Here is a 19,529-nt window from a genome sequence, read left to right as displayed (position 1 = left end):
TGCGCGGCTACCGGGCGACCGTGATCGCCCTGGCAGGGGCCTATCGCAGGAACGGCTGCGCTTTCATCGTGTCGGCGACCGGCGCGCCCAGCCGGCTCAGGACGGTCGGAGCCAGTTGCAACTGGTCGATGACCGCGTCCTCGGACGGGCCTTCCGCATCTCCGAAGTAGTACAGCGCAGTTTCCTGCTGCAGCGGGCTGCGGCCGCCGTGATGGCCCCGCTCATCCTGTCCGTGGTCGGCCGTCACGATGACTTCGTACCCCATCTGCCGCCAGCGCGGAATGAACGGCGCCAGCATTTCGTCCATGACGAAACAGGCATGGTCCATCGCGTCGCATTCGTGATGGAACCTATGCCCCATGCTGTCGAGCGTGCAGGTGTGCAACATGCCGTAGTTCAGACCGAACCGCAGGCCGAGGTTGGTCAGCGTCGCAAACAGATCCAGATCGCAGGGCGTCATCTGGTTGTCCCGGCCATAGCCGGTCATCGTGTGAAACCGGCCGTGGTTGATGGTCATGCTGTCGGGTTCGTCATATTCGATGTCCCGCACATAGTCGAAGGGATGGCGGTTGAAGAACTGCGACCAAAAGCTGTGCGCAACCGCGCCGGTCACGCCGCCGGCTTCGCGCACTTGGCTGAAGATGTCCTTGTGAGACAGCCGAAAGACGTTTCCGTTTCCGGTGCAGCCATGCTCGGCGGGGGTCACGCCGGTATGGATCGACGCATAGCAACTGGCCGAGATCGACGGCAGGACCGAGCGCAGTTTCCAGACACGGGCCTCGCCGCTGTCGACCCATCCTTCGAGGTTGCCGAACAGGCGGCGGAAGTTGCGCCAGGGCACACCGTCCAGAATGATCAGCAGCAATTTCCCGTCCATCCCGATCTCCATTTTCCTGGCGTTGACCCGCTCCCGATGACGCGATCGCCTTTTGCGTCGGTGCACATGTTTCGCTTGGCTTAGCGAATTCCCGGCGCCTGCCAAGAGGCAAAGCGCCGGGAGGGATTGTTTTCATGAGACTGTCATAGGTTGGAACGGGTCAGTTCCCTGCGCTCTCCATCTTGCGATGCGCGACCACCTCTTCCAGCCAGCCCAGGTGCATTTCGGGCACCGAGCTGAGCAACAGGTCGGTATAGTCGTCGAAGGGCGGGCTCAGCACCTCGGACTTCGAGCCATAGCGGACGACACGGCCCTGATACATCACCGCGATCGAATCCGAGATCGCCCGGACCGTCGCCAGATCGTGGGTGATGAAGAGATAGGCCACGTCCTCGATCTTCTGCAAATCCAGGAGCAGCTTCAGAATCCCGTCCGCAACCAGTGGATCGAGGGCCGAGGTCACTTCGTCACAGATGATCATCTTGGGCTTGGCCGCCAGCGACCGGGCGATGCAGACCCTCTGTTTCTGACCGCCGCTCAGTTCGGCCGGATAGCGGTCGATGAACTGTTCGCCCATTTCGATCTCGTCGAGCAGTTCGACGATGCGCTTTCGTTTCTCGGACCCGCGCAGACCGAAATAGAACTCCAGCGGCCTGCCGATGATCGTGCCCACGGTCTGACGCGGGTTCATGGCCACGTCGGCCATCTGATAGATCATCTGCAACTCGCGCAAATCCTCGCGCGAACGCCCCGCAAGATCCGGCGACAGCTTCCGGCCTGCAAAGGTGATCTCACCATCGCGCGGCGGCAGCAGACCGGTGATCACCCGCGCCAATGTGGATTTGCCGGAGCCTGACTCGCCCACGACCGCCAGCGTCTGGCCGGGATGGACCTCGACGTTGACGTTGTGGAGCACGTCGAAATTCAGCCCCTTGTACCGGGCGGTGATGCCCTCCACGTTCAGCACCGCGTCCGGCGTCGGCTTTTTTTCCTCGTGTTCGATGGACCGGACCGAGACAAGCGCCTTGGTATAGTCCTCCTGCGGGTTGTTGATGATCTGGTCGGTCGTGCCGTACTCGACGGTGTCGCCCATCCGCAGCACCATGATGTCGTCGCTCACCTGCGCCACGACTGCGAGATCGTGGGTGATGTAGAGCGCGGCAACGCCGGTGTCGCGAATGGCTTCCTTGATCGCCATCAGCACGTCGATCTGAGTCGTCACGTCCAGTGCCGTGGTGGGTTCGTCGAACACGACCAGATCCGGCTCGGGGCACAGCGCCAGCGCCGTCATGCAGCGTTGCAGCTGACCGCCGGAAACCTGGTGCGGATAGCGGTCGCCGATATTGTCCGGATCGGGCAGCCCCAGCTTGGCGAACAGTTCTCGGGCGCGGGCTTCGGCCTCCTTCCGGGTGAACTTCTTGTGTTCCACCGCGGCCTCGACCACCTGTTCCAGAATCTTCTTGGCCGGGTTGAACGAGGCGGCCGCGGATTGTGAAACATAGGTCACTTCGCCGCCACGCAGCGCGCGAATGTCCTGCAAGGAGGTGTTGAGGATGTCGCGCCCGTTGACCCAGACTTCGCCGCCGGTGATTTTCACCCCGCCGCGCCCGTAGGCCATCGAGGCGAGGCCGATCGTGGACTTCCCGGCGCCGGATTCGCCGATCAGCCCCAGCACCTTGCCGCGTTCAAGGTCAAAGCTGACCCCATGCACGATTTCGATGTCATGAGGTTTTTCGCCGGGCGGATAGACCGTGGCGCCGATCTTGAGGTTCCGGACCTTGAGAAGTGCATCGCTCATCCGCGGCCTCCTTTCAGCGAAGTGGTGCGGTTCAGCACCCAGTCAGCCACCAGGTTGACCGAAATGGCCAGGGTCGCGATGGCCACGGCAGGATACAGTGCCGCGCCGATGCCATAGACGATGCCATCCGCGTTTTCCTTCACGATGCCGCCCCAGTCCGCCTGCGGCGGCTGGACGCCCAGCCCCAGGAAGGACAGGGTCGAGACGAAGAGGACCATGAAGATGAAGCGCAGGCCCATTTCGGCCACCAGCGGCGACAGGGCGTTCGGCAGGATCTCACGGAAGATGATCCAGGTACGGCCTTCGCCGCGCAGGGTTGCGGCCTCGACATAGTCCATCACGTTGATATCCACCGCGACGGCGCGCGCCAGACGATAGACGCGCGTGGAATCCAGCAATCCCATCACGAGGATCAGAACCAGGACGGTGACCGGCATGACCGACAGAACCACGAGCGCGAAGATCAGCGAGGGGATCGACATCAGCAGATCCACGAACCGCGACAGCAACTGATCCACCCAGCCGCCGACCACGGCGGCGAGGAACCCGAGCACGGACCCGGTGGTGAAACTCAGGAATGTCGCAGCGGTCGCGATCCAGATCGTTGTCTGGCCGCCATAGATCATCCGGCTCAGCAGATCGCGGCCGATATTGTCCGTTCCTAGAAGGTGCTTGGACGACGAAGGCTCCCACACGCCGCCGACGACCTCGGCCATGCCATAGGGGGCGATGAGGGGCGCGAAAATCGCCATGAGAAAGTAAAGCGCCGTAAAGAAGAGACCGACGGCCGCGGCAAAGGGTATGTTCTTGAACATGTCCGATCCTCCCCTACTTCGGATGCCGCAAGCGCGGATTGGTCAGGATGGACACGATATCGGCGATCATGTTGAGCCCGATATAGACAGCGGCAAAGATCAGGCCGCAGGCCTGCACCACCGGAATGTCGCGTTTGGAAACATGGTCGACAAGGTATTGGCCCATTCCGGGATAGACAAAGACCACCTCGACCACGACGACGCCCACGACCAGATAGGCCAGGTTCAGCATCACGACGTTCACGATGGGTGCGATCGCGTTCGGGAAGGCGTGGCGGAAGATCACGTTGAAGGTGCTGAGACCTTTTAGCTCGGCCGTCTCGATATAGGCCGACTGCATCACGTTCAAAATCGCCGCGCGGGTCATACGCATCATGTGCGCCAGAACCACAAGCGTGAGGACGATGACGGGAAGGGCAATGGAATTCAGACGCGACAGAAGATCGCCGTCGGGACGGTAGGAGATTGCCGTCGAGGGAAACCAGCCGAGTTTCACGCCGATCACGAACATCAACAGATAACCGATGAGGAACTCCGGAACCGAAATCGACGCCAGCGTGACGGCGGATATCATCTTGTCGGGCCAGCGCTCGCGATAACGTACCGCCAGGAGGCCCAGGAAAATCGCCAGCGGGACCGCGATGACGGCCGCCCAGAATGCAAGAAACAGCGTGTTGCCGAGCCGTTTGCCGATTTCCGTTGAAATATCCTGCCCGGACGACAGGGCCGTTCCGAGATCGCCGGTCAGAACGCCGCCCAGCCAGGCGAAATACCGCGCGATGGGGGGGTCGTTCAGGCCCAGTTCCGCCCGCAGGTTGGCAAGGGCTTCAGGGGTTGCGGATTGTCCCAGGATCTGCTGCGCCACGTCGCCCGGCAGAATGATCGTTCCGACAAAGATCAGGACCGAAACCAGGAACAGCAAAAGCAGGCCCAGCGAGATTCGCTGGACCAGTAGTCTTGTAAGGGCGTTCATAGGTCAGGCTTTCACCCACATGCGCATGGGCGCATAGCTGTTCATCAGGGCAAAACCCTTCACGCTTTCGACCCAACCGTCGATCCTGTCGTTGGTGGCGTCGATGAAGTCGTTGAACATCGGGCAGATCAGACCGCCTTCGTCCCGCAGGATGGTGCCCATGTCGGCATACATCTGCTTGCGCTTGGTCTCGTCCAGCTCCGCCCGGGCCGAGATCAGCAACTGGTCGAACTGTTCGTTGTTGAACTTCGTGTCGTTCCAGTCCGCGGTCGAGAGATAGGCCGTGGTGAACATTTGATCCTGCGTCGGGCGGCCGCCCCAGTAGGAGGTACAGAATGGCTGAACGTTCCAGACTTCGGACCAGTATCCGTCATTCGGCTCGCGCTTGATGTCGAGCGTGATGCCCGCGCCCGCAAGCGACTGCTGGAACAGGGCCGACGCATCCGGCGCGCCGGGGAACGAGTTGTCCGAGGTGCGCAGCAGGATCGGGCCGTCATGTCCCGACTTCTCGAAGTGGAACTTGGCCTTGTCAGGATCGTATTCGCGCTGTTCGAACTCGGTATAGAGCGGGTAGGAGGCATTGATCGGCGTGTCATTGCCGACCGATCCATAGCCGAAGAGGATCTTTTCGACCATTTCCGCTCGGTTGATGCCGTGCTTGAGCGCGAGGCGCAGGTCATTGTTGTCGAACGGTGCCGTGTTCGTGTGCATGATGAACACGTAGTGGCCGGGACCGGATGTCCGATAGACATTGACGCCCGGTGCACGCGACACGAGACCCGCGGTCCGCGGCGGAACGCGGTCGATCAGATCCACCTGGCCGGATTGCAATGCGGCCACCCGTGCCGTGTTGTCGTTGATCACGATCAGTTCCAGGGTTTCGGCATGTCCGAGATCGCCCCAGTAGTTCGGGTTCTTTTCGGCCACGAAGCGAACGCCCATGTCGACTTCTTTCATGACATAGGGGCCGGTGCCGATGGCCGCGGTCGGGTCGTCCTTGCCGCCGCCGGGCTGGATCGCAAGGTGATAGTCCGCCATCAGATAGGGCAGATCGGCATTGGGGTTGTTCAGTTCGATGACCACACTGTCGCCATCGGCGCGAACATCCTTGATGTCGCGCAACAGGCCAAGCGCGCCAGATTTGGTGTCTTCGCCGGAATGGCGGTCGATGGTTTCGACCACATCCTCGGCGGTCACGTCCTTGCCGTTCGAAAAGGTAATGCCCGGGCGGATCTTGAAACGCCAGGTCGTCGCGTCGGACGATCCTTCGACGCTCTCGGCCACCTTGCCCTCGATGCCGCCATCGTCAGAAAGCTCCACCAGAGGCTCGCCCCACATGCGGATGTTCATCAATCCGACCTGGTTCGTGGCCAGCGCCGGATCGAGGCTGTCGGTCGTCGACCCGCCCTGCAGGCCCATGCGAAGCGTTCCGCCCTTGACCGGACCGGCAGCGCGCGCGGCGCTCGCCAGGAAGGTATTGGCCGCCGCGGCGGTGATCCCCAAGGCGGCTGCGCGACCCATGAATTCGCGCCGGGTCATCTTGCCCACGGTCACTTGGCCGGCCATGTATGTGAGTTGGTCTTTCATCGGTTTCTCCCAGTTGTCTTTTCGTCGGACCTTCGAGGTTTTTTATTGACGCATGAGTCAATGTTTGCGCATTTCCGCCGGGCGGGCAAGCGTTAATCTCCCGCTGCCCCTCCGGTGCGGGTCAGAGGTGGTTGCGTGGAATCGCGTCCTTGAACTCTTTCGCGAAAACCTCGGTGTCGTTCTCATAGGCCTCGATTGTGGCGGAAAGGTAAAAGTTCTTTAAATCCGCCCACATCTCGCAGCGGGTTTCCGTCCTCAGCTGCAGGTCGTCGCGTGCGGTTTCCTCGGTCCAGTGGCAGGTTCCGCGCGCGGAGAGCGGGTCATCCGGGTGGATCGTCCAGCACTCGCGCGCGATACCGCCGTTCACAAGCCCATGTTCACGATCTCGCACCAGCCCGAAATCGTCCTCGATGACCAGGCGAATCTCGCCGGTCGTCATGTCGGTTTCCGCCCGTCGCACATGCGCGGCGTCGCGCAGCGTGTCGACTTGGCGGGGGGTGTCGTTTTCGGGCGGCGCAAAGGTCCATTCGTCTCCTTCGCCCGTGGCCCGCACCGGCAGGTCGATTTCACCTTTCGTCAGGTGCAATTCCGCGGTCTCGGGCGAGGGCCAGACGAGCGGCCAATAGGCGCTGGACACCGCAACGCGCAGCCGATGCCCACGGGGAATGCGATAGGCGATATGGTCCAGATCGATGGTGATTTCGCATGGTGTGCCGGGTTCCAGCGGCGCTGGCTCGGCATGGCTGTCCCGATGCGTCAGGTTCAACACGCCGTAGGTGATCCGGGTCGAGGCCCCGTCGGGGTGAAGGTGGTTGAGCCTTACGGCAATCTGCGCCTGCGGCTTGTCGGCGCTCAGGCGCAGCTTCAGGCGTGGAGACCCGACCAAATCCAGGTCTCGGTCCAACGGTTCGCTGTCGAAACAGGCCGACAGCGCGTCGTCTGCGCGTTGATCGCCCGGCATTTCCGGGCCCAGCCAGATGGCACAATACTCGCCCGCGTCCATGCCACAGTGATGCGGCGACCGCACCCGCACGTCCAGTGCCTCGGAACTTCCCAGCCCCGAGTTTCCAAGAGCCAGGGTTTTCCTTTCAAGGTGGGACGTCGCGCCAGTCGCTTCGACGATCCAACGCCCGGAACGTTCGCTGTACCACCGTGCCGGACGCACGCCGTCCATCAGGTAGGCGCGATAGTCCGGATCGGTCTCCACCCCGGTCTCCACGCCCTTGAGCCAGCGATCCCACCAGCGCAGCGCCTCCTGCAAAAAACCGATCCGCGGTTCTGGCACGGCGAAATGCGGGTATTTGTGGACCCAGGGCCCAACGATGCCATTGACCGGCGCATCCAGTTTCTCGACCAGCAGAGGCACCGTGTTCTTGTAGGCATCGCCCCAGCCGCCGATGGCCAGTGTCGCCGCCTTGATCGCGCCGAAATCCTCGCAGACCGAGCCGTGTTGCCAATAGGCGTCGCGGGTCTGGTGCCGCAACCAGATGGATGGCAAAAAAGGCTCGTGCTCCAACCGGTCGAGCCACATGGCGCGCCAGTCGTCCCGCAGCGCCGGATCGGGCGGGCGGGAAGAGTAGGCCCACATCGTCGCGCCCCAACCGAGGTTTTCGTTCAGCAGGCAGCCGCCCTTGTAGTGGATGTCGTCGGCATAACGGTCCGCGGTCGAACAGAGCGTAACGATCGCCTTGAGCGGTTCGGGCTGCATCGCCGCAACCTGCAGGGAGTTGAACCCGCCCCAACTGATACCCATCATGCCCACGCTGCCCGAGCACCAGGGTTGTGCTGCCAGCCAGTCGATGACCTCGACCGCATCGTCGAGTTCCTGCTGGGTATACTCGTCGGCCATCAGTCCCTGGCTGTCGCCGTTTCCGCGCATGTCCACCCGGATGCAGGCATAGCCGCGCCGGGCAAACCAGGGATGGGTCAGCGCATCGCGCGTGGCGGTGCCGTCGCGTTTGCGATAGGGGAGATACTCCAAAATCGCCGGGACCGGATCTTCCGTCGCGTCGGTCGGCCGCCAGACCCGGGCGGACAGCCGGCAGCCATCGGACAGGGTGATCCCGAGATCGGGAAGCTCTTCGATTTCGCGCAGGCTGTTCGGCGGCGGGGTCATGGCGTGAGTTTCGACGCCATTTCCAGAATGTCCAAGATGGAATGCGACAGATCACTCCCGATATGCGACCATCAGGTCCATCACGTTGGTCCCGGTCGGCCCGGTGACGAGCAGCGCCCCTTTCCGGTCCAGAAAGCTCCCGCTGTCGGCTGCCTGCAGAGCTTCCTCGGCCCCGGCAGACCAGGTCGTTCCGTCCACGATTGCCCCGGCCGCCTCGGTCGGCCCATCGGTTCCGTCCGTGCCGCCCACCACAAGCGTGATGTCCCTGCGTCCTGCGATCTCGCGCGCCAGCGCCAGCGCCAGTGCCTGATTGCGGCCGCCGCGGCCCGGGTCTTCGGGCAAGACAACGGTCGGTTCTCCGCCGAATACCATCACGCCGCGTGGCATGGCGCGCAGTCGCGGGCCCAGCCTGGCAGCGAGCCTTTCCAGATCGTCGTGCAGCGCCTCTTCGTTCGCCAGGATCCTCAGGGCCAGCTGCCCGGCCTTTGCTATGGCGGCGTTCCGGGCGTGCGCGTTCGATGCGATGATCCGGGTCCGCGCCGTGAAAGTGGGAGAGGCCGGAATGGCCCCGATGCCCGACCCGATCACTGTCAGGTCGTCACCCGGCACGTCCGAAATCGCCAGAACGTCGACCTGCGCGCCTCGGAACCCCTCCAGAAGGCCACCACCCTTGATCCGCGAAATCCTGCGCCGCTCGGCGTTCATGGCGCCGATATCCATCCCGCTGGCCAGAAGCTGTCGGTTGAGTGCCGCCAGATCGTCGAGCGACTTTCCCGGCATCAGGTCTTCGGCCAGCGAAGACGCACCGCCGGACACGAGCAACAGCAGTCGCGACCCTGGCGGCATTTGCTGCACCGCCTCACGCAAGGCACGCCCGGCTGCGAGGCTGCGCGCGTCCGGAACCGGGTGCGACGCTTCGATCAACCGGGCTTTGTCCGGCAGGCCCCCACCATGACCGTCCTTGGTGACGACGAGACAGGGCAGATCGCCGAAATGCGCGAGCGCGGCCCTTGCCATCGCTCCGGCCGCCTTGCCGACGGCCAATACCTTGTCCGGTGCCTGCAGATGCGACGCCGCCTGAGCGGTTGCCGTGTACCCGTCAACGGCATCCACGCCGGCCTGCCAGAGGGATAGCGCCACGTCGCGGGCGTGGTTCATGTTTCCATCCAGATCGTCACCGGGCCGTCATTGACCAGTTCGACGGCCATTTCAGCACCGAAACGGCCGGTTTCCACGCCAATCCCATGCGATGCCAATTGTGCGGCGAAGTATTCGTACAGCCGTTCGCCTTCGGCCGGTGCGGCCGCTGCGGAAAACCCGGGCCGATTGCCGCGCGATGTGTCCGCCGCCAGGGTGAACTGGCTGACCACCAATGCGGAACCGCCGATGTCCAGGATCGACCGGTTCATCTTGCCGGCCTCGTCCCTGAAGATCCGAAGCTTGGCGATCTTGCTTGCCAATTGTTGAGCCTGTGCTTCGCCATCTCCTTGCATGGCGCAGACCAGAACCATGAGCCCTTTGCCCGTCTGCCCGATGACATGTCCATCCAAGGCGACCGAAGCCCTGGAAACCCGTTGGATCAGAGCACGCATTCGATTTCCTCCCATCGCGGCGCATCGGCTCCGTACCGGGCCACGCTCAGGCTCGCCGCGCGGACGCCGGTCGTCAACGCGGCTTCCAGCGCGGCACCGTCCAGTACCAGCGGCACGCCCAACAATTCATTGCGGATCAGGTGAGCGAGAAAACCTGCATTGAAGATGTCGCCGGCGCCCACCGTGTCGCGCACCCGTGTGCTGGGCGGGACGACGCTGGCGCGGACATCGCCGAGCCGAGCCTCGGCGCCCCGCTTGCCCCGAGTCTGGATCAGGAGTTGATCGGACCGGAGACTCGGCGATTGTCCCAGCCATTCACGATCTTCGTCCGAAATCTTTACGACATGGGCCAGGCGGATCATCCGCTGCAGACGGGCGCGGTAGAGATCCTCCTGCTCGACCAGACCCGGTCTGATATTCAGGTCCAGCCAGATCAACGCACCGTTCGCGCTTTCGGCCAGTGTCGCAAACGCATCGCCCGCAGGCGCATGAATCAGGCTGAAACCGCCAAAAACCATCGCCTTGACCGCTGTCGGCACATCCGGAAGATCGGAAAGGCGCAATCGCCTGCCGGCGCTGCCGACGTCAAACAGGTCGAATTGAGTCCCGTCGGGCAGGGGATGCGCGAAGGCCACCGTCGATGGCGCGTCCGAGAGTGCGGCAGAACGGATGTCCACGCCCTCGCGTTCGAGATGCGCCTTCAACTTGCGTCCCATCGTGTCCGTCGAAAGCGCACCTGCAAAACCCGATGGAACGCCAAGCCGCGACAATGCGACGGCCGTATTCACGGCCGCGCCGCCTGGTACAGGGCGGAACGTCTGTCCGCCGTCGTCGAGGCCGGCGGGAACAAGGTCCATCACCGCCTCGCCGCAGCACAGGACCACCGGGCCGGTCATTCGCGCCATTCGACGATGTCCCCGAGCCCGGCCCGCTCGGTGCGAAATCCGTTGGCCGGGTGATCACGGTCGGGGTATCCGAAGGAGATCGCGCAGAGGATAAGGCGATCGTCGGGGATGCCGAAGTATCTGTGCAGAAACGGCCCGTAGGACGCCACCGCCGCCTGCGGGATCGTGGCGATGCCCAGCGCCTGCGCGGCCAGGGTGAAAGCCGTCACGAACCCACCGCAATCCATCGCGCCATAGGCGCCCAGTTCTGCCGGGCTTGAGACGATGGCGCAGTGTGGCGCGCCGAACAGGGCAAAGTTTTCCATCATTTGCCGGGCCGAACCGACCCGGTCGCCCTTTTCGACGCCAACCGCCTCGTAGAGCGCCCAGCCGCAGGCCCTGCGGCGCTCCTGATAGACGCCGGAATAGGATTTCGGAAAGGGCAGGTCCGGTGCGGGCGTTCCGGTTTGCGCCTCTTGCATCAGGGCGCGGCGAAAGGCGTCGGTTTCGGCGCCGCTGGTCACGACGATCTGCCAAGGCTGAGCGTTGCACCAGCTTGGAACCCGGCTTGCGCTGGTCAGAACGGCCTCGATATCGGAGCGAGGAACCGGGTCAGGGCGAAAGGCGCGGCACGAATACCGCTGGTTCAAAAGCTGGTTCAGAACCGTCAGTGTCATTCGCCTGCGTTCCCTTCGGTGTCGTCGCGGCGCAGAATGGCGACGCCGGGGGCAATGTGCAAGGCGTCAGGTGGCCGGAATTTGAGCCGGATCAAAGAATGCGCGCGCGCGCCGTGTCACCGTCCCTGCGCGACTCGAAAAAGCAACGAAGGAGGACTGAACATGGTTGAGAAATCCGATCACGCCGGCCTCTGGCCTTCGCTTTACGACCCGTTTCGCCATTTCGGCGCCAAACTCGCCGACTGGCTGAGCCCGGCCACCGAAGCTTCGGGCAACGACGATGCCTATGACATCTCGATGGAATTGCCGGGAGTGTCGGAAAAGGACATCGAACTGACCGTCGAGGACGGAGTCGTGACCATTCGTGGCGAGAAGAAGACCCATGCAGAAAAGAAGGGCGACACCTGGTATTTCTCCGAGCGTCAATACGGAGCGTTCCGGCGGTCCTTCCGTCTGCCGGAGGATGCGGACGCCTCGAAGGCAAGCGCGAAGATGAAGGACGGCGTGCTGCACGTGACCGTGCCCAAGAAACCCGCGGACAAGGCCGAGAACGCGCGCAAGATCGAGATCGCGCGCGGATAGGCCGCCCCTACTGCTGGCCGTTCGCCGCCAGATAGCCGACGGCGGCGGCGGCGATCAGGCCCAGCACCACGGCGATCAGGATCTTGATCGCCGACCAGGGGCGTTCGCCCTGCACCCGGCCAGTCCTGCCGTTGACGACAAAACGGTAGGTCTGGCCCCGATACTTGTAGGCGGCCATCCAGACCGGCAGCAATATGTGCTTGAAGCTGACGTTTCGCACATCCGTGTCGATCGCCTGGATGCGCTGCCGGTCCCCACCGATATCGAAGCGCACGTCGCGCTCGATCACGCGGGCCATGTGAGAGCGGGCCTCCGCATAGCCTTCGCGGAGATCGACGGTATAGGCTTCGGCGCGAAACCCGGCGAGGTATTCGGGGCGGTAGGGTTCGAGCGCGGCCAGATCCCAGGGTTCGAGCGCGTCCGTATACGACTTGGGCAAAGACCGCGCCGCCAGGACCAGCACATCGTCAAAGAACCGGCTGACACGGCCCGAGCGCGGAGTCCAGCGCACCTTGGGCACCTGCTGGCGTACCCGCTTGCCGTTCTGCACGACGATGCGCGTTTCATAAAAAACATCCCCCCGATCGCCCCGATAGGCCGATCTGGTATCCGCGTCGAAGGTCCAGTAGGGCACATAGATGCCCTGCATGCGGCGGCCCTTTCGGGCATAGTCCTGCAGACCGCCCGGCGCGAACCACAGCCGCCCCAGCCAGTCCGTCATTGCCTTGTGTGCGGCCCGTTCATCCAGCGCAAAGGGAAGAACGCCGCGCGGTTTGATATGGCGGTGCACCCCGGTATCCGTGACCACCGGCGTCGCGCAAAAGGGGCATTCGGCCGCGTGCGTGTCCGGATCGAATTCCACCCGGGCGCCGCAATTGGGGCAGCTCAGAACCCTGGTTTCTTCGATCTCGGTGTCGGGCAGGCGTTCTGCAACAGCGGCATCGAAATCCAGCTCGCGCAGGGTCGTGCCCTGCCAGGGCCCCATCTCGATGGGTTCGCTGTGGCCACAATGATCGCAGACCAGCGCGCCTTGCTGCGGGTTGAACCGGTAATCCGCCCCGCACTGCGCGCAGGGAAAACGGTGCTGGGCCTGCGTCATGGGCTACTGTCCGGGCGGCGGCGGGGGCAGGATGGTGAACAGCTGCGCCAATTCCTGAACGTCGCCGGCGCGTTTCCATCCGTCTTGCCCTGCTGTCCAGACAAATGTCTCGCGGGTGATCTCGCCGGACGCCGCCATCCGGCCGAGACGTGCCTTGGAATAGGGGCCGCTGGTTTCCCCATCCGATGCGACATGCCACACGTGTTCGACCGGAGGCGGGGGCGGCGGCACCATCGAAGATGCCGGGGCTGAAGCGGACGTGCGCGCGCCCCATGGTCCGGCGGGCTGGGTGCCCGCCATCTGTTGCGCCATCGCCATGCCCATACCCATGCCAAGCCCGGCGCCCATGCCGCTGTTGCCGTGCTGCGCCGCCGCCGTCATCGCCTCGGCCGCCGAGTACTGCGTGAACTTGCCCAGATCGCCGGCCAACCCCATCGAAGTCCGCTTGTCCAGCGCCGCTTCGACCGCGGGCGGCAGCGAGATGTTCTCGATGTAGAATTCCGGCATCTCCAACCCGTAGCTGTCCACGACCGGCGACACTTCGGCAACGATCAGCTTGCCCAGATCCGCGGTGTTCGCCGCCATGTCGAGCACCGGGATTCCCGATCCGGCGATCACCCGGCTGAATTCCTGCACGATGATGTTGCGGATCTGAAAGCTGATCTCGTCCATGGTGAATTCGCCATCGGTACCGACGATCTCGACCAGGAACCGCGCCGGATCCTTCACCCTCACCGAATACGTGCCGTATGCGCGGATACGGGTCGGTCCGAACTCTGGGTCGCGCAGCATGATGGGGTTCTTGGTGCCCCATTTCAGATCGGTGAACCGTGTCGTGTTGACGAAATAGATCTCGGACTTGAAGGGTGACTGGAATCCGTGATCCCAATGCTGCAACGTCGTCAGGATCGGCATGTTGTTGGTTTCCAGCATGTAGAGGCCGGGCGTGAACACATCCGCCAGTTGGCCTTCGTGCACGAACACTGCCGCCTGCCCTTCGCGCACGGTCAGTTTTGCGCCGTATTTGATCTCGTGCCCCTCGCGTTCAAATCGCCAGACCATCGTGTCCCGGGTGTCGTCCACCCAATGAATCACGTCAATGAATTCGCCGGTCAGAAAATCGAGGATTCCCATGGGTTCTCTCCTGTCTTGCGGGTCAGAGGGCCTGCCCCATCAACTCGCGTGCAATGATGTTGACGATCGGTCGCGCCTCGCTGGCGGACATTCCCGTCCGCAGGCGCGGGTCATAAAGAATGTTGAGCAATTTCTCGTCGTGACTGGTCAGCAGCGCGAACTCGTCGTCGTCGTTGAAGATCGACGGCCGCGCTGCGGGGCTGTCATTGGGCAGGCCCAGCCCCTGCGCCAGTTCTTCGTGGATGCAGCTCAGGCGCACCAGATCGGGATGCTCGGCGCGAACCAGGGCGACCGCCCGGGTATAGGCATGGCCCGATCCGCCCCCCGCCGACGCAAAGACAAAGCAATAGAAAGCGCGCGGCAAATTCTCGAACAGGTCCAGCTGGGATTGTCCGATATTGGGGATCAGTTGCCGCAGGCGCGCCTGCACATAGGCGGTGTCATCCTCACCGGCGATGAAGACGTGGAAGTTTGCGTTGCGCTCGGTCGCCGAGATCGGATGGCCGGTGATGCGGGCGAGGCGGGCGGCATAAGACCTGACACGGGCCGCGTCCTGGGCGCGCCGCTCCATCGGAACGCTGGGTCCGAATTCGGTGCCGATTCTGACCGGCCCGTTCCAGCGGCTTAGACGCCCGCTCCGGCGCTGGGTGGTGCCGGAGACGACCTGACCGGTGTATTCGGTGTAGAACGCGATGGTTTCAAAGTTGCGGACCAGATCCTCGGCATCGTAGGGCGTGTCCGGTCCGCCGCCATCGGTGCGCAGCAGGCCGCGAGTCAAAAGGTCGTTCTGCACCCGCTCGTAGTAACGCGCCAGATCGCGGCTCTGGGCGGAGGGCGGAACATAGGCGTTCGGAGCGGCGTCCGGTTCTGCCGGCCTGCTTTCGGGTGCGGGAACGTTGGGCAGTTCGACAGCGCAGCCGGCCAGAACCCAAAACGCGCAGGCCGCAAGGGCACAGCGCCAGATTCGCACTCCTTCCACCTGCAAGGCGTCAACCCGGAACAGCGGTGCCGGCAGCATCGCCCAGACCGTCCTGCCGCGCCTTGGCGGCGGCGAGCGTGTCGCGCAATTCCGCCTCCATCTTCTTGAGCTCTTCCTCGGCAGCGGCGCGCTTGGCCTTTCCTTCGTCGGCGATTTGCAGGCTTTCCTGAATCGTGCCGATCAGGTCCGCGTTGGCTTGCTTGACCGCTTCGATGTCGAACACGCCGCGTTCCATCTCCTGACGGATCATCTTGTTGCTCTCGCGCAGGTTGGCGGCGTTGGAGGTCAGCAACTCATTGGTCAGGTCATTCGCATCCCTCACGGCGGCGGCGGCCTCGGCGCTGCGTTGGATCGTGACGGCCTGGGCCAGTTGCGTCTCCCAAAGCGGTACCGTGTTGACCAGTGTCGAGTTGATCTTGGTCACGAGCGATTTGTCGTTTTCCTGCACCAGCCGGATCGAGGGCAGGGACTGCATCGTTACCTGCCGCGTCAGCTTGAGATCGTGCACGCGCCGCTCGAGATCGTCGCGGGCGGCCCGCAGGTCGCGCAACTCCTGCGCCTTCATCACCTGATCGGCTTCCGGCGCCGCCTGAACCTCTGCCTCCTTTTCCGGGATGTCATGGCTGTCCAACTCGGTCAGTTTTTCCTCGCCGGCCGCGATATAGAGTGCCAGTTCGTCGTAAAAGCCGAGCGTTTTTTCATAGAGCAGGTCCAGCGACTTGATGTCCTTGAGCAATGTGTGCTCATGCCCCAGAAGGTCGTCGGTGATCCGGTCGATCTGGCCCTGAACCTCCTCGTAGCGCGCGGTGAATTTTGCAAACGGCGCCGCGCGGCCGAGCAGTTTCTCCCACCAGGACCGTTCCCGGCGGACATCCAGCTCGCTGACGGAAAAGCCCCGGATCGTCGTCACGATGTTGCGCAGGCTGTCGCCGGCCGGGCCGACATCCTTGTTGCGCACGTCCGCCAGCATCGCTTGGCTGATTTCCTGCAATTCTGCCTGCGCCGACGATCCGAACGAGACGATCGAATTGGTGTCCTCCATGTCTATCTCGGCCATGCGTTTGCGAATGGCTGAGCTGATGGCTTCGTCCGCTTCCTCCAGGGGAATGACCGCGGCCTGCGGTTCCGGCAACGTGACCGCAGTGACCTCCTGCACAAGCGCCTCAGCTTCGGCGGCTTTGTTCTTGACAACCTCGGACATGAAAAAGTTCCTCGCTCAATGAAATTCCAAGTCAATCCAGCCGCACGCCTTCGCGTTGCAACCTGTCGCGCAGCACGTCGATTTCAACCGTAAGGTCGCTGCGATCATCCAGCAGCATCTTGCGGGTGCGGGCGGCGAAGTTCTGCTCCAGATCGTCCAGAAGGACCGTGTAGTCCTTCATCGCCTGGGCGTCGCGTGTTCTGGAGTAAATGTCTGCGAACTTGATCGTCGCATCACGCGCGCCCCGCAGATAGACGGTCAAATACTTGCGCGCGCCGGTCAGGTCGCGGGGGTCTTCCTCGACCGTGCGGAACAGTTCGCGGGCCGTGTCCTGAAACCGTTCGACCCGCGCCTCGATGCGGCGGTCGCCCGCGCGTTGGATGGCATCCGACATCTCGGCCAACACGGTTTCCGCATCCTCGACGACCCGCGCCACGCGGTCCTGCTGGAACGTGTCGATGCCCTCCATCCCCTTGTCCTTCAGGGGGTCGCGACCGAAGGCCAGGGAATGCAGGACAGTGCCGGCCAGACCAAACAGGACCGGAGCAAGAAAACTCACACCCGATATGGTTTCCGTGTCGAGATAGTCATTTCGGAACGCCGCCAGCCCCACACCGAGACCGGTCAGAACACTGGCAAAGATCTTGCGCGGGATGGCTGGACGCCGGGCCGTGCGGCGCGCGTTGTAGGCGGCTTCGGCGCGCAACCCCTCGCGCAACAGAAAGGCGGCGCCGGTCAGCAACGCAGCGGCCACCAAACCCATCGTCATGCCGATGGCGCCATCGTCGAGCGACAGGAACACCAGAGGAATTGCCGGAACGAACATGACATTCGCGCGCGCGCCGGCAGGATCCACCCGCGCGCCGTCGAATTGTCCGCGTGGCGGCGGATCGTCGGTCTCGGGTGAGTCCGGGCTGAATTTGCCGCCGTACCGCCGGGCCATCGGTTCAGAGCCCTCCCAGCCAGCCGGTGCAGACCCCGAACAGCAGCACGAGCAGCGCCGCGTACGCCATTTTTTGCAGTCCGGTCTGAGACATGGCGCTCCCCAACTCTGCCATTCACATCGGGAATCTAGTGGATGCAATCCCGAGGCGCTAGGGGAAAGCTGTGTCGGATGGCGTCAGGACTGGGTTTTTCGTGATTGCGTTCCGCGTTTGCGCGGCGCGCGGGAGGATCGCTTGACAGTGTTTTCGGGTTTTTCCTGTGCGTCCAGACCGAGCTGGTCGCGCACGACCCTGCGGCGGACCTCCTCGACCGCGCCCGGCTTGAGGGTGCCCAGTTGGAAGGGGCCATAGGAAACGCGGATCAGGCGGTTCACGGTAAACCCGACATCCTCCATCGCGCGGCGAATTTCCCGGTTCTTTCCTTCGCGCAACCCGACGGTTAGCCAGGCATTCGCGCCTTGCTGACGATCGAGCGTCACCGTCATGGGCTGGAACCGTTCGGCGCCCACCACCAGCCCCTGCCGCAAAGGGGCGAAGTCTTCGTCTTTCGGGCGACCCTTGATGCGGACGCGATACTTGCGCAGCCAGCCGGTAGCCGGAAGCTCCAGCCTGCGCTTTATTCCCCCGTCATTGGTCAGCAGCAGCAAGCCCTCGGAGTTCAGATCCAGGCGGCCGATGCTCATCACCCGCGGCATGTCCTCGGGCAGGCTGTCGAACACGGTCGCTCGGCCCTTTTCGTCGCGCGCGGTCGTCACCAGACCGGGAGGTTTGTGATAAAGCCAAAGACGCGGAGGCTCCGGTTCCGCGATTGGCTTGCCATCGACGGTAATCTTGTCCGCGGTCGTCACGTTCCGCGCCGGGCTGTCGATCGGTTTGCCGTTCACCGCGACGCGGCCCGCCTCGATCATGCGCTCGGCTTCCCGGCGCGAGGCGACACCTGCGCGGGCGAGGACTTTGGCGATGCGATCGCCGGGAGGGGGAGTTGTGCTCATGTCCAGCGGCTTAACCCATCGCGACGGCTTGCGAAAGCCGGCTTGGTGGGGCAGTCAGGGATATGGCTTTCAAATCGCACATGGACCTTGCCCTGCAAGAGGCGCGCGCCGCCGCCGGACGCGGCGAAGTTCCGGTGGGCGCCGTGATCGTCGCGCCGGACGGGCGGGTTGTCGCAACGGCAGGAAACCGGACGCGCGAACTGTCGGATCCGACCGGCCATGCCGAGATTCTCGCCCTGCGCGCCGCGTGCGGCGCAGCAGGGTCCGAGCGATTGCCCGGCCACGACCTGTACGTCACGCTCGAACCCTGCGCCATGTGCGCCGCGGCGATGGCCGCGGCGCGGATCCGGCGCGTCTACTATGGCGCCGCCGATCCGAAATCGGGCGGGGTGGCGCATGGCGCGCGCATCTTCACCCATCCGCAGGCGCACCACGTGCCCGAAGTTTACGACGGCATTGCCGCCGACGAGGCAGCGGAACTCCTCAAGACCTTTTTTTCGGCGCGACGGAACGGAACGGCCGAAGCGTAGGGCTGCCTGTCGATGTCACGCCTCGACACCTGACTCAGGCGTCGATCCGGATCGCCTGCATCACCTCGGGTTCGATCACCTGAACCCCCGGCAGTCCGTCGATCAAGTCGCGCGCGGACTGTTCGAGGATAGGGAAAGTCTTGTAGTGGCAGGGGATCACCGTCTTGAAATCGAAGTACCGCCTGGCGGCATAGGCGGTTCCTTTCATGTCCATCGTGAAATGCCCGCCCGCCGACAGGATTCCGATATCGGGTTTGTAGTAATCGCCCATCCACTCCATGTCCGCCATGATGTCGGTGTCGCCCGAGACATAGAGCACATGTCCCTCGGACGCGATCATGAAACCCACCTCGCTGCCGCCGGTGCGAAGCCCGTCCGGTGTCGAAAAGGTCGAACTGTGCGAGGCCGGCACCATGGACACCTTGACCCCGTTCAGGTCCACCGTTCCGCCCTTGTTGAAGCCGACGGTCTCGATCCCTTCGGTCTCGCCCCACAGCCCCATGAGATCGTACTGGCCCACCACCGGAATGCCCAGCTTCTTGGCCAATGGCAGCACATCGACCACATGGTCGAAATGCGTGTGGGTCAGCAGGATGTGCGTGGCTCCGTCAACCGCGGCGTCGTGCTGATCCTCGGGCAGCACCGGATTGCCGGTCAACCAGGGGTCGATCAGCAGAACCTGCCCCCCGGTCTCGATACGAAAGCTGCCATGACCCAGCCAGATGATATTCATGAAGAACCTCCCGAAT

At 63.5% G+C, this 19,529-nt stretch carries 19 protein-coding genes; 2 read left to right on the top strand and 17 right to left on the bottom strand.

The window, feature by feature from the left end; genetic code table 11:
* Positions 1 to 40 precede the first annotated feature (40 nt).
* The 10 genes from AC2FNJ_RS10730 to AC2FNJ_RS10685 all read right to left on the bottom strand — a co-directional run bounded on the left by AC2FNJ_RS10730 (position 41) and on the right by AC2FNJ_RS10685 (position 11,319).
* The gene (locus AC2FNJ_RS10730) at positions 41 to 877 is read right to left on the bottom strand and encodes an alkaline phosphatase family protein (protein ID WP_496764225.1); all 837 of its coding nucleotides are present in this window, start codon (positions 875 to 877) and stop codon (positions 41 to 43) included.
* A 160-nt stretch (positions 878 to 1,037) separates the two neighbouring features.
* Positions 1,038 to 2,675 carry an ABC transporter ATP-binding protein gene (locus AC2FNJ_RS10725; RefSeq protein ID WP_496764224.1) on the bottom strand — a complete coding sequence of 546 codons (1,638 nt, stop codon included), beginning with the start codon at positions 2,673 to 2,675 and terminating at the stop codon, positions 1,038 to 1,040.
* Positions 2,672 to 3,490, bottom strand: a complete 819-nt coding sequence (locus AC2FNJ_RS10720) for an ABC transporter permease (RefSeq protein ID WP_496764223.1) — start codon at positions 3,488 to 3,490, stop codon at positions 2,672 to 2,674. The genes AC2FNJ_RS10725 and AC2FNJ_RS10720 overlap by 4 nt, the downstream gene beginning before the upstream one ends.
* Before the next feature lie 13 nt (positions 3,491 to 3,503).
* A complete protein-coding gene (locus AC2FNJ_RS10715) occupies positions 3,504 to 4,463 on the bottom strand; it encodes an ABC transporter permease (protein WP_496764222.1) in 960 nt (319 codons plus the stop codon).
* Positions 4,464 to 4,466: 3 nt separating this feature from the next.
* Positions 4,467 to 6,050 (bottom strand): ABC transporter substrate-binding protein, encoded by a 1,584-nt coding sequence (locus AC2FNJ_RS10710; protein WP_496764221.1) that lies wholly within the window; start codon positions 6,048 to 6,050, stop codon positions 4,467 to 4,469.
* Between the two features lie 121 nt (positions 6,051 to 6,171).
* Positions 6,172 to 8,166: a CocE/NonD family hydrolase gene (locus AC2FNJ_RS10705; protein ID WP_496764220.1), complete on the bottom strand. Its 1,995-nt coding sequence runs from the start codon at positions 8,164 to 8,166 to the stop codon at positions 6,172 to 6,174.
* 51 nt (positions 8,167 to 8,217) lie between these two features.
* Positions 8,218 to 9,324 (bottom strand): glycerate kinase type-2 family protein, encoded by a 1,107-nt coding sequence (locus tag AC2FNJ_RS10700; RefSeq protein WP_496764219.1) that lies wholly within the window; start codon positions 9,322 to 9,324, stop codon positions 8,218 to 8,220.
* Complete coding sequence (dtd, locus tag AC2FNJ_RS10695; protein WP_496764218.1) at positions 9,321 to 9,758, bottom strand: D-aminoacyl-tRNA deacylase; 438 nt, start codon at positions 9,756 to 9,758, stop codon at positions 9,321 to 9,323. The genes AC2FNJ_RS10700 and dtd overlap by 4 nt, the downstream gene beginning before the upstream one ends.
* Positions 9,746 to 10,663: a carbohydrate kinase family protein gene (locus AC2FNJ_RS10690; RefSeq protein ID WP_496764217.1), complete on the bottom strand. Its 918-nt coding sequence runs from the start codon at positions 10,661 to 10,663 to the stop codon at positions 9,746 to 9,748. Before AC2FNJ_RS10690 ends, dtd begins: the two co-directional genes overlap by 13 nt.
* A complete protein-coding gene (locus AC2FNJ_RS10685; RefSeq protein WP_496764216.1) occupies positions 10,651 to 11,319 on the bottom strand; it encodes a nitroreductase in 669 nt (222 codons plus the stop codon). The genes AC2FNJ_RS10690 and AC2FNJ_RS10685 overlap by 13 nt, the downstream gene beginning before the upstream one ends.
* Positions 11,320 to 11,481: 162 nt before the next feature.
* Between AC2FNJ_RS10685 and AC2FNJ_RS10680 the strand changes: the two genes are divergently transcribed.
* A complete protein-coding gene (locus AC2FNJ_RS10680; protein WP_496764215.1) occupies positions 11,482 to 11,901 on the top strand; it encodes an Hsp20/alpha crystallin family protein in 420 nt (139 codons plus the stop codon).
* A 7-nt stretch (positions 11,902 to 11,908) separates the two neighbouring features.
* Here the strand turns inward: AC2FNJ_RS10680 and AC2FNJ_RS10675 are convergent, their stop codons facing one another.
* The 6 genes from AC2FNJ_RS10675 to AC2FNJ_RS10650 all read right to left on the bottom strand — a co-directional run bounded on the left by AC2FNJ_RS10675 (position 11,909) and on the right by AC2FNJ_RS10650 (position 18,250).
* Positions 11,909 to 13,000, bottom strand: a complete 1,092-nt coding sequence (locus AC2FNJ_RS10675; RefSeq protein ID WP_496764214.1) for a TFIIB-type zinc ribbon-containing protein — start codon at positions 12,998 to 13,000, stop codon at positions 11,909 to 11,911.
* 3 nt (positions 13,001 to 13,003) lie between these two features.
* Positions 13,004 to 14,134, bottom strand: a complete 1,131-nt coding sequence (locus AC2FNJ_RS10670) for an SPFH domain-containing protein (RefSeq protein ID WP_496764213.1) — start codon at positions 14,132 to 14,134, stop codon at positions 13,004 to 13,006.
* Between the two features lie 22 nt (positions 14,135 to 14,156).
* Positions 14,157 to 15,152 (bottom strand): DUF2927 domain-containing protein, encoded by a 996-nt coding sequence (locus tag AC2FNJ_RS10665; RefSeq protein ID WP_496764212.1) that lies wholly within the window; start codon positions 15,150 to 15,152, stop codon positions 14,157 to 14,159.
* Positions 15,124 to 16,314, bottom strand: coding sequence for a toxic anion resistance protein (locus AC2FNJ_RS10660; protein WP_496764211.1), 1,191 nt, complete (start codon positions 16,312 to 16,314; stop codon positions 15,124 to 15,126). Before AC2FNJ_RS10660 ends, AC2FNJ_RS10665 begins: the two co-directional genes overlap by 29 nt.
* A gap of 31 nt (positions 16,315 to 16,345) precedes the next feature.
* Complete coding sequence (locus tag AC2FNJ_RS10655) at positions 16,346 to 17,257, bottom strand: 5-bromo-4-chloroindolyl phosphate hydrolysis family protein (protein WP_496764210.1); 912 nt, start codon at positions 17,255 to 17,257, stop codon at positions 16,346 to 16,348.
* 177 nt (positions 17,258 to 17,434) lie between these two features.
* On the bottom strand, positions 17,435 to 18,250 hold the full coding sequence (locus AC2FNJ_RS10650; protein WP_496764209.1) for a pseudouridine synthase: 816 nt from the start codon (positions 18,248 to 18,250) through the stop codon (positions 17,435 to 17,437).
* Between the two features lie 62 nt (positions 18,251 to 18,312).
* Here AC2FNJ_RS10650 and AC2FNJ_RS10645 point away from each other — a divergent pair, with 62 nt between their 5' ends.
* Positions 18,313 to 18,780, top strand: a complete 468-nt coding sequence (locus AC2FNJ_RS10645; protein WP_496764208.1) for a nucleoside deaminase — start codon at positions 18,313 to 18,315, stop codon at positions 18,778 to 18,780.
* A gap of 34 nt (positions 18,781 to 18,814) precedes the next feature.
* On the opposite strand, the gene AC2FNJ_RS10640 is transcribed toward AC2FNJ_RS10645, so the two are convergent.
* Positions 18,815 to 19,513 (bottom strand): metal-dependent hydrolase, encoded by a 699-nt coding sequence (locus AC2FNJ_RS10640; protein WP_496764207.1) that lies wholly within the window; start codon positions 19,511 to 19,513, stop codon positions 18,815 to 18,817.
* Positions 19,514 to 19,529 lie beyond the last annotated feature (16 nt).

Source organism: Ruegeria sp. BHSB196, from assembly GCF_059613135.1.
This window is presented reverse-complemented; position numbering and strand designations above follow the sequence as displayed.